Source organism: Corynebacterium sp. 20-84 (genome assembly GCF_053479455.1).
The window spans coordinates 111,894-119,378 of the sequence record NZ_JBRBCB010000010.1 but is presented as its reverse complement, the minus strand read 5'-3'; the positions used below and the strand labels follow the sequence as shown (position 1 = coordinate 119,378).

Genomic DNA, 7,485 nt, shown 5'->3' with positions numbered 1-7,485 from the left:
TCCATCAGCTTCTCGCTGATCTCGTTGACCCTCGCCGGGTCATGGTTTTTCTTCGGTGACACCGTAGTCATTATCGGTGAAACTCCTTCTAGATCAGAGCCTCACACACAAACTTCCTGACACCCTCGCGTCCCTGGTTCCTCAAGTCCCGCATTTTTTTTAGATAAGCGTTCTCCGCTTCCAACCGCGCGATCTGACGGCGCAGCATCTCTTCTTCTGTAAGCCGCTTCGGTGCAGACGAGCCTTTGGGTCTGCCCTTCGGCTTCGGTTTTAGTGCCTCATCGCCACCTTTGCGCCATTTCCGGGACCAATCTTTGACGAGCTGGTCTGACGACAGACCAAACTCACGTGCAAGATCCATCCTTGTCTCGCCGGCAAGGTGGCGCCGGACAACTTCCTTCTTGATCTCGAACGAATACTGCTGCTTTATCGGTTTCTCCACAAGACATAGCCTGCCATGCAGCTGAAACCGCCGATAGAAGTTGCGTATTGCGCTTGTCGAACCCCCGACGATGTTCGCAGCTGCTCGGTATCCCATGCCCTGTTCGAAACACTCCACCAACTGCTCGCGCTGCTCTTCACTTAGCGAACTTCGTGCTCTCAATGAAAACTACTCCCCACTAGTCGGTAACTGATTTCTCAGTCCAACTAATGGGGAGCAGTTCAGTGAGCCGGGGGGAATGAAAACTTTTTAGAGGAAGATGCCGCGCTCGGCCAGCCACGGGGCCGGGTCGATAGCGTCGCCGCCGTTCGGGTGGACCTCGAAGTGGAGGTGCGGACCGGTGGAGAAGCCGCGGGCGCCCATGCCAGCGATCTTCTGGCCGGCGTGGACCTTGTCGCCGACGGCGACGTCAATGGTCTCCATGTGGCCGTAGACGGTGATCGTGCCGTCCTCGTGGCGCAGGCGGACCCAGTTGCCGAAGCCGCTAGCTGGGCCTGCGTCGATGACCTCGCCGTCGGACACGGCGAGGATCGGGGTGCCGACGGCATTGGCGATGTCGACGCCCTTGTGGAAGGAGCCCCAACGCGGACCGAAGCCGGAGGTGAAAGCGCCCTCAGCCGGCTTCACGGACAGCGGTGCGCGGGCGGCGAGATCGGCGGCGGAGCGGACCTTTGCGTACTCAACAGCCTTCCCCAGCTGTTCAGACAGGTTGTCCACGGGCTTGTACTCGCTGATGGCGAGGATCTGCGGGGCTGCCTGTGCGGCCTCGTCAGTGGCATCCTCGAGCGCTGCCTGGGCTGCGCTTGCGTGGTCTGCGTTCGCTGCGGATGCGGCGGAGATTCCGCCGGATGCCACGGCGCCAGTTGCTACCGCGACTAATGCCACACGACCCTTGTTCGTGCTCTGCTTGCGGTGCTTGCCTGCGGTGCGGCGTGCGCTCGAAGAGTTCAAGGTGTACCTCGTTGAGATCGTCATTGGGTAACGGTTCGTTCTGGAATCGTAACCTCTTTGTTATCTACGGGGAGTAACAGTAGCGAGTCTCAGTTCGCCAAGCAAGCTAAGTAGTGAGATTCACATATTCGTGTTTGAACCTTCATGCGTTACACAGTGATTGGGAATGGTTACTGAATCGTGTCCCAGCGCCCAATCGCACCGTTCACGTGCCAAAGTTGAAGGTGATGAGCAAGAACTCTAGTCCGCCAAGTAGATCGACTGGCACGACGCCGTCGATAAGCCGTCGCCGTTTCCGCGCGAAGCGTAACGACGCCGCGAACCGCACGCCCGCTACGGAGCAGGCTCCCACGACGATGAAGGAGCGTGTCCGGCACTACCTTCCGTACGTGGGTGTTCCGAACCTCGTTGTGGTGCTCGGCATCGTTGTCGTGTGCCTGGGGACGATTCTGCTCACGGGTGGCCGTCTCGCCGCTTTGCCGTCGTCGATCGCGGAGCTCTGGTTCGTGCTGCACGGCGTTCCGGTGAGTTTTCAGGGCGTGACGCTCGGCGCGATGCCGCTGGCTCCTGTCATTGGGGTGGCGGCGCTGATCGCGTGGCGTGTGCGTGCGGCTACCCGCGAACGCGTGAGCATTCTCGACCTGTACGTGATCTTCGGGTTGGTCGTGCTCATACCGTTCACGCTTTCCGCGGTTGCGTGGTTCATGGTGGAAGATGCCACGGCAGTCTTCCCGTTGGCGCCGCCTGCGCTCCACAAGGCGCTCCTTATTCCGGTCGTCGTCCACCTCGCGGGCATGGCGTGCGGCATGAGCGGCCGCCTGTGGAAAGCGCTTCTTACGCGTCTCGGCGCACCCGATTCGCTTTACGACGCCGCCTGCGCGATCGTTCGCCTCTGCCTCCGCCTGCTCGCCGCTGCGACCGTCGTGTACTTGATTTCTCTGGCACTCGGATTCGGTCGGATCAACGAGCTACTCGGCGAGTTCCCGACCCTGGGTGCTGGCGGTGGCTTCGCGTTGGTTGCGCTGAGTCTGCTGTATCTGCCGAATGCCGCGGTGTCCACCCTGGCTGTTCTGCTGGGCGCGCCTTTCGATATCGCCCAAGGCGGGGTGTCTCTGTTCGGCGCCGCGCTGGTACCGCTTCCGCCGTTCCCGCTGTTTGCCGCCATCCCCGGCGATGTTCCAGTCTGGGCCCCGGTCCTTCTGGCCATTCCGGCCGCTGTAATGATCCACTTCGTGCTCTCCCGCCGTTTGGATGGACTCGGAATTGTTTTCGCGGCTGCGCTGGCGGCTGCTTTCGCCGCGGCAGCGGGACTCATGTCCGGCGGCGAGGTCGGCGCCTACGGCTGGGTCGGCCCGAATCCGTGGTTCTTCGCCCTCGCCGCGGCCCTGTGGACAGCTCTCATCTCGGGTGCCGCCTGGCTCGTTGCCTACGTCATGCAGCAGCGCAACGAAGAGAAACTCGAGGAAGAGGAGAAGCCAGAAGAGGAGGAGCCGGAAGAAGAGCCTGAGCCGGAGGTCATCGAGGCAGAAGAAGAGCTTGGGGCAGAGGAAGAAGAGGAACCCGAGCCCGAGGTCATCGAAGCAGAAGAGGACGAGGAAACCGAGGAATCGGAGGAAACCGAAGAACCCGAGGAAACCGAAGAAGAGGAGGGCGAAGGGGACGTCGATAAGCCTGCTGCTTCTGGGGGCGGGTCGACGGCGATCTCGGTGAAAAGCGAGGAGCAGCTAGACTGATCTTCCGTGGCAGAGACTTCTCAGACTTCTGTAGCGGTGCTCGTCTCCGGAACGGGGACGTTGCTTCAGGCGATCCTGGATAACCAGGGCTCATATTCGGTCGATCTTGTGGTCGCCGATGTGGAATGCCCGGCGTTGGACCGCGCGCGCAAAGCAGGCGTGCGCACTGAGGTCGTGGCGCTCGAGGGCGACCGGGACGATTGGAACCGGCGGCTCGCTGAAACGGTGGGGGACCCGGATCTCGTGGTGTCGGCCGGCTTCATGAAGATCGTGGGGGAGGCGTTCCTCGCGCGTTTCGAAGGTCGTCTGATCAATACCCACCCGGCGTTGCTGCCCGCCTTCCCGGGGGCGCACGCGGTGCGCGACGCGCTCGCATACGGCGTGAAGGTCACAGGCACCACCGTCCACTACATCGACGCCGGTGTGGACACCGGCGAAATCATCGCCCAGCGTGCGGTCGACGTGCGCGAGGGGGAGACTGAAGAAGATTTGCACGAACGCATTAAGGAAGTCGAGCGCGCACTTATCGTGGACACGTTGAATCGCGCCGAACCCTCAACTACTGGAAAGGTCGAATTCCGAGCATGAGCAATCGCACCCCCATCAAACGCGCACTGATCAGCGTTTACGACAAGACCGGGATTGAGGAACTAGCTGCCGTTCTGGCAGAGGCCGGGGTGGAGATCGTCTCCACCGGTTCCACGGCGCAGCGCATCAAGGACACAGGTGTAGAGGTCACTGAGGTCGCTGAGGTGACCGGCTTCCCGGAGGTGCTCGAGGGCCGTGTGAAAACGCTGCACCCGCACGTGCACGCCGGCATCCTGGCGGATTTGCGGAAGGACGACCACGCGAAGCAGATCGAAGAGCTCGGCGTGAAGCCGTTCGAGCTCGTCGTGGTGAACCTCTACCCGTTCTCCGAGACGGTCGCTTCCGGTGCTGGCTTCGACGAGGTCGTCGAGATGATCGATATCGGCGGCCCGTCCATGGTCCGTGCGGCGGCGAAGAATCACCCGTCGGTGGCGATCGTCGTCGATCCCGCCAAGTACGGGGACGTTGCGGAAGCCGTCAAAGCCGGGGGCTTCGACGAGGACCAGCGCCGCCAACTCGCGGCCGACGCGTTCGCGCACACGGCACAGTACGATGCGGCTGTTTCCGCCTGGTTCGATGAGCAATTGGGGACCTCGAAGCAGCTGCGTTACGGCGAGAACCCGCACCAGGCCGCCAGCCTCACCTCCGACGGCACCGGCCTGGCCGGCGCTACCCAGCACGGCGGCAAGGAAATGTCCTACAACAACTACCAGGACGCGGACGCCGCATGGCGCGCATGCTGGGACCACGAGCGCCCGTGCGTCGCCGTGATCAAGCACGCCAACCCGTGCGGCATCGCTGTTTCTGAGGATTCCATCGCCGAGGCTCACAAGAAGGCCCACGCCTGCGACCCAGTCAGCGCTTACGGTGGCGTGATCGCCGCCAATCGTGAGGTGACACTTGAGATGGCCGAGCAGGTCAAGCCGATCTTCACTGAGGTGATCATCGCCCCGAGCTTCGCCGACGACGCGCTGGAGCTGCTGCAGACCAAGAAGAACCTGCGCATCCTCACCGCCGAGAAGCCGGAACGCGAGGGCAAGGAGATCAAGCAGATCTCCGGCGGCACGCTCATCCAGGACCGCGATATCTACCAGGCGGAGGGCGACAAGCCGGAGAATTGGACGCTCGCCGCTGGCGAAGCCGCTGACGAAGAGACCCTCAAAGACCTCGAGTTCGCATGGAATGCCATCCGCTGCGTGAAGTCCAACGCCATTCTCATTGCTGCTGACGGTGGCGCTGTGGGCGTGGGTATGGGTCAGGTCAACCGCGTCGATTCCGCGAAGCTCGCTGTCGACCGCGCCAACACTCTCGACGAGGGACGAAATCGCACCAACGGGGCAGTCGCCGCATCGGACGCGTTCTTCCCGTTCGCCGACGGATTCCAGATCCTTGCCGACGCGGGTGTGAAGGCCGTTGTCCAGCCGGGCGGTTCCATCCGCGATGAGGAGGTCGTCGCCGCTGCGAATGAAGCCGGTGTCACGATGTACTTCACAGGGACGCGCCACTTCGCGCACTAGGAACTAAACTAGAGGTCTTTGAAGGACCTTTTTCTCGCGGAGCAAAGGATAATCAACGTGAGCACACCGACGTGGGACGCACCTGAGCAGCCAGCCCCGAAGAGCTCGAACACTGCTTTGATCGTCGTCAGCACGATCGCGGTGATGCTGGCTCTTGCCCTCGTCGGCTTCCTCGCGTTCTACTTTTTCTCCGGTTCGAAGCAGGAGACCGAAGAGACCGCAGCATTATCCAAGATCTCCGCGCCTGAGTCGGCGCCGGCATCAAAATCCACGGTCACGCAGACTGTTGATGCGCCGCCGCCGACCAAGGAAGAAAAGCCGAAGTGCGACTATTCGTCATGGGATGTCACAGACTCGCAGGTGACCACCCCGGGCTTTGCCAAGAACGTCTTCAACGACTTCAAGGCGGCGTGCCGTGAGGAAGGGGGCCCGAATGTGACGCTCGTGGATGTCTACAGCCCCCGTACCGGTAAGAACTACACGATGACGTGCCGTGACCGCGGAGACCAGGTCGTGTGCACCGGTGGCCGTAATGCGGCGGTTTATATCTCGTGAGGAAAGCACTGACCGGAGGCGTGCTGGGGGCGGCGCTGTGCCTCACCGCCTGCACCGTCGGCGACCCCCTGGAAGAGCCGGCGCCCGGCGATGTCACTACCGTGACTGAGACTGCCAAGCCCACGCCAGAATCGCCAGAATCATCGGAACCGCCAGAAGCGGCGCAGCCGAAAACTCCTGAAAAGCGCGAACCTTCCGGCGCTGATGTCACCGCTGAGCTCACCTCCGCGGTCGAACAGGTCGTCGCGGCGCACGGGGGAACAGCGGCGGTGTCGGTGGGCGAGTCCACCGCCGGTGACGCGTCCGGTTTCGCATCCTGGTCCACGATGAAGGTCCCGGTGGCGATCGCCGCTCTCAAAGAGCACCCCGAGATGACCGTGGAGGCCACGAACGCCATTGAGGTCTCCGATAACGGGGCAGCGGACATACTGTGGAATGCCACCACTCCGGAAGCGGTGGAAGCTGTCCTCGCCGAAGGCGGAACCCCCGTCACGGTCGAAAGAAATATCACCCGCCCAGGCTTTTCCGCCTTCGGCCAGACGCAGTGGAGCGTTGCCGACCAAGCGCGGTTCGCGTCGAACCTGGGGTGTGTTGCAGGCTCCGGCCCGGTCCTCGAGATGATGGGGAATGTCGCCCAGAATTACGGCCTCGGAACGATCCCGGGGGCGCGGTTCAAAGGGGGATGGGGGCCGTCGATAAGCGGTGCGTACGAGGTCCGTCAACTGGGACTTGTGCCGGACGCTGCTGGCCGCACGATTCCCGTCGCTATCGCTGCGAGCGCGGCGGACGGCACCTACGAATCCGCGCAAGTGATGCTCACCCAGCTCGTGACCGAGCTCGGCCCAGCTCTCAACGCCGCTCCCGAAGCCGCCTGCACATAAAAAATCTCCCCCGCCTCCAAGATTGGAAGCGGGGGAGAAGCCGAAACTCTACGCTGTCATCGTCAACCTTGGCTAATTAGCGGGTCGTGAACGGCAGGAGAGCCATCTCGCGTGCGTTCTTCACAGCGGTAGCGACCTGGCGCTGCTGCTGCGGCGTCAGGCCAGTGACGCGACGCGAACGGATCTTGTGGCGATCGGAGATGAACAGACGCAAGGTCTCAATGTCCTTGTAGTCCACAGCTTCGATGCCCTTGGCCTTGAGCGGGTTCTTCTTCGGGCGGCGGGACTGCTCCATCCGCACCTTGCGGTTGTTATTGCGCTTCATTTACATGCACTCCCTTGCTTACCACGAGGACTTGCGGACGCCCGGCAGCTCACCGCGGTGGGCCATCTCGCGCATACGAACGCGGGACAGGCCGAACTTGCGGAGGTAGCCGCGGGGGCGGCCGTCGTGCGAGTCGCGGTTACGGACGCGAGCCGGGGAGGCATCGCGCGGCTGACGGTTGAGCTCAAACTGAGCTTCGAGACGGTCCTCGTCGGACGTCTCCGGGTTGCGGATGATCGCCTTGAGCTCCTGACGGCGCTCAGCGTAACGCTCGACGATCTCCTTGCGCTTCTCGTTCTTAGCGATCTTGGACTTCTTCGCCATTCTTATCGCTCCTCGCGGAATTCAACGTGCTTGCGCGCAACCGGATCGTACTTCTTCAGCGTGATGCGGTCCGGGTTGTTGCGCTTGTTCTTACGGGTGACGTAGGTGTAGCCGGTGCCCGCGGTGCTCTTGAGCTTGATGATCGGGCGGATATCGTTACGTGCCATGA

9 protein-coding genes and 1 pseudogene are annotated in these 7,485 nt (G+C 62.4%); 5 read left to right on the top strand and 5 right to left on the bottom strand.

The window, feature by feature from the left end:
• Positions 1-125: 125 nt before the first annotated feature.
• A pseudogene (locus ACUY2Y_RS09050) lies at positions 126-604 on the bottom strand (transposase); the annotation flags it as partial.
• Between the two features lie 87 nt (positions 605-691).
• Positions 692-1,417 (bottom strand): M23 family metallopeptidase, encoded by a 726-nt coding sequence (locus ACUY2Y_RS09045; RefSeq protein WP_448325867.1) that lies wholly within the window; start codon positions 1,415-1,417, stop codon positions 692-694.
• Positions 1,418-1,620: 203 nt separating this feature from the next.
• On the opposite strand from ACUY2Y_RS09045, the gene ACUY2Y_RS09040 reads away from it, so the two are divergent.
• Genes ACUY2Y_RS09040 through ACUY2Y_RS09020 form a run of 5 tightly spaced genes read left to right on the top strand, consistent with a single transcriptional unit; the run spans position 1,621 to position 6,667 of the window.
• Entirely contained in the window at positions 1,621-3,126 is a 1,506-nt protein-coding gene (locus ACUY2Y_RS09040) for a cell division protein PerM (RefSeq protein WP_448325865.1), read from the top strand.
• Between the two features lie 6 nt (positions 3,127-3,132).
• Positions 3,133-3,714 (top strand): phosphoribosylglycinamide formyltransferase, encoded by a 582-nt coding sequence (gene purN, locus ACUY2Y_RS09035; protein ID WP_448325863.1) that lies wholly within the window; start codon positions 3,133-3,135, stop codon positions 3,712-3,714.
• Entirely contained in the window at positions 3,711-5,231 is a 1,521-nt protein-coding gene (purH, locus tag ACUY2Y_RS09030; protein ID WP_448325861.1) for a bifunctional phosphoribosylaminoimidazolecarboxamide formyltransferase/IMP cyclohydrolase, read from the top strand. The genes purN and purH overlap by 4 nt, the downstream gene beginning before the upstream one ends.
• 57 nt (positions 5,232-5,288) lie before the next feature.
• The gene (locus ACUY2Y_RS09025; RefSeq protein ID WP_448325859.1) at positions 5,289-5,786 is read left to right on the top strand and encodes a hypothetical protein; all 498 of its coding nucleotides are present in this window, start codon (positions 5,289-5,291) and stop codon (positions 5,784-5,786) included.
• The gene (locus ACUY2Y_RS09020) at positions 5,783-6,667 is read left to right on the top strand and encodes a hypothetical protein (RefSeq protein ID WP_448325857.1); all 885 of its coding nucleotides are present in this window, start codon (positions 5,783-5,785) and stop codon (positions 6,665-6,667) included. Before ACUY2Y_RS09025 ends, ACUY2Y_RS09020 begins: the two co-directional genes overlap by 4 nt.
• A 76-nt stretch (positions 6,668-6,743) precedes the next feature.
• Here the strand turns inward: ACUY2Y_RS09020 and rpsR are convergent, their stop codons facing one another.
• The 3 genes from rpsR to rpmG are packed head-to-tail and all read right to left on the bottom strand — an operon-like array spanning position 6,744 to position 7,483.
• Positions 6,744-6,992, bottom strand: a complete 249-nt coding sequence (gene rpsR, locus ACUY2Y_RS09015; RefSeq protein ID WP_076599274.1) for a 30S ribosomal protein S18 — start codon at positions 6,990-6,992, stop codon at positions 6,744-6,746.
• An 18-nt stretch (positions 6,993-7,010) separates the two neighbouring features.
• Positions 7,011-7,316, bottom strand: a complete 306-nt coding sequence (gene rpsN, locus ACUY2Y_RS09010) for a 30S ribosomal protein S14 (protein WP_076599275.1) — start codon at positions 7,314-7,316, stop codon at positions 7,011-7,013.
• Between the two features lie 2 nt (positions 7,317-7,318).
• On the bottom strand, positions 7,319-7,483 hold the full coding sequence (gene rpmG / locus ACUY2Y_RS09005; protein WP_012359793.1) for a 50S ribosomal protein L33: 165 nt from the start codon (positions 7,481-7,483) through the stop codon (positions 7,319-7,321).
• Positions 7,484-7,485: the final 2 nt, after the last annotated feature.

Coding starts and splice junctions, on each gene's coding strand:
- ACUY2Y_RS09045 (WP_448325867.1), bottom strand. CDS start 1,417: ATGACGATCTCAACGAGGTACACCTTGAACTCTTCGAGCGCACGCCGC.
- ACUY2Y_RS09040 (WP_448325865.1), top strand. CDS start 1,621: ATGAGCAAGAACTCTAGTCCGCCAAGTAGATCGACTGGCACGACGCCG.
- purH (WP_448325861.1), top strand. CDS start 3,711: ATGAGCAATCGCACCCCCATCAAACGCGCACTGATCAGCGTTTACGAC.
- rpsR (WP_076599274.1), bottom strand. CDS start 6,992: ATGAAGCGCAATAACAACCGCAAGGTGCGGATGGAGCAGTCCCGCCGC.
- rpsN (WP_076599275.1), bottom strand. CDS start 7,316: ATGGCGAAGAAGTCCAAGATCGCTAAGAACGAGAAGCGCAAGGAGATC.
- rpmG (WP_012359793.1), bottom strand. CDS start 7,483: ATGGCACGTAACGATATCCGCCCGATCATCAAGCTCAAGAGCACCGCG.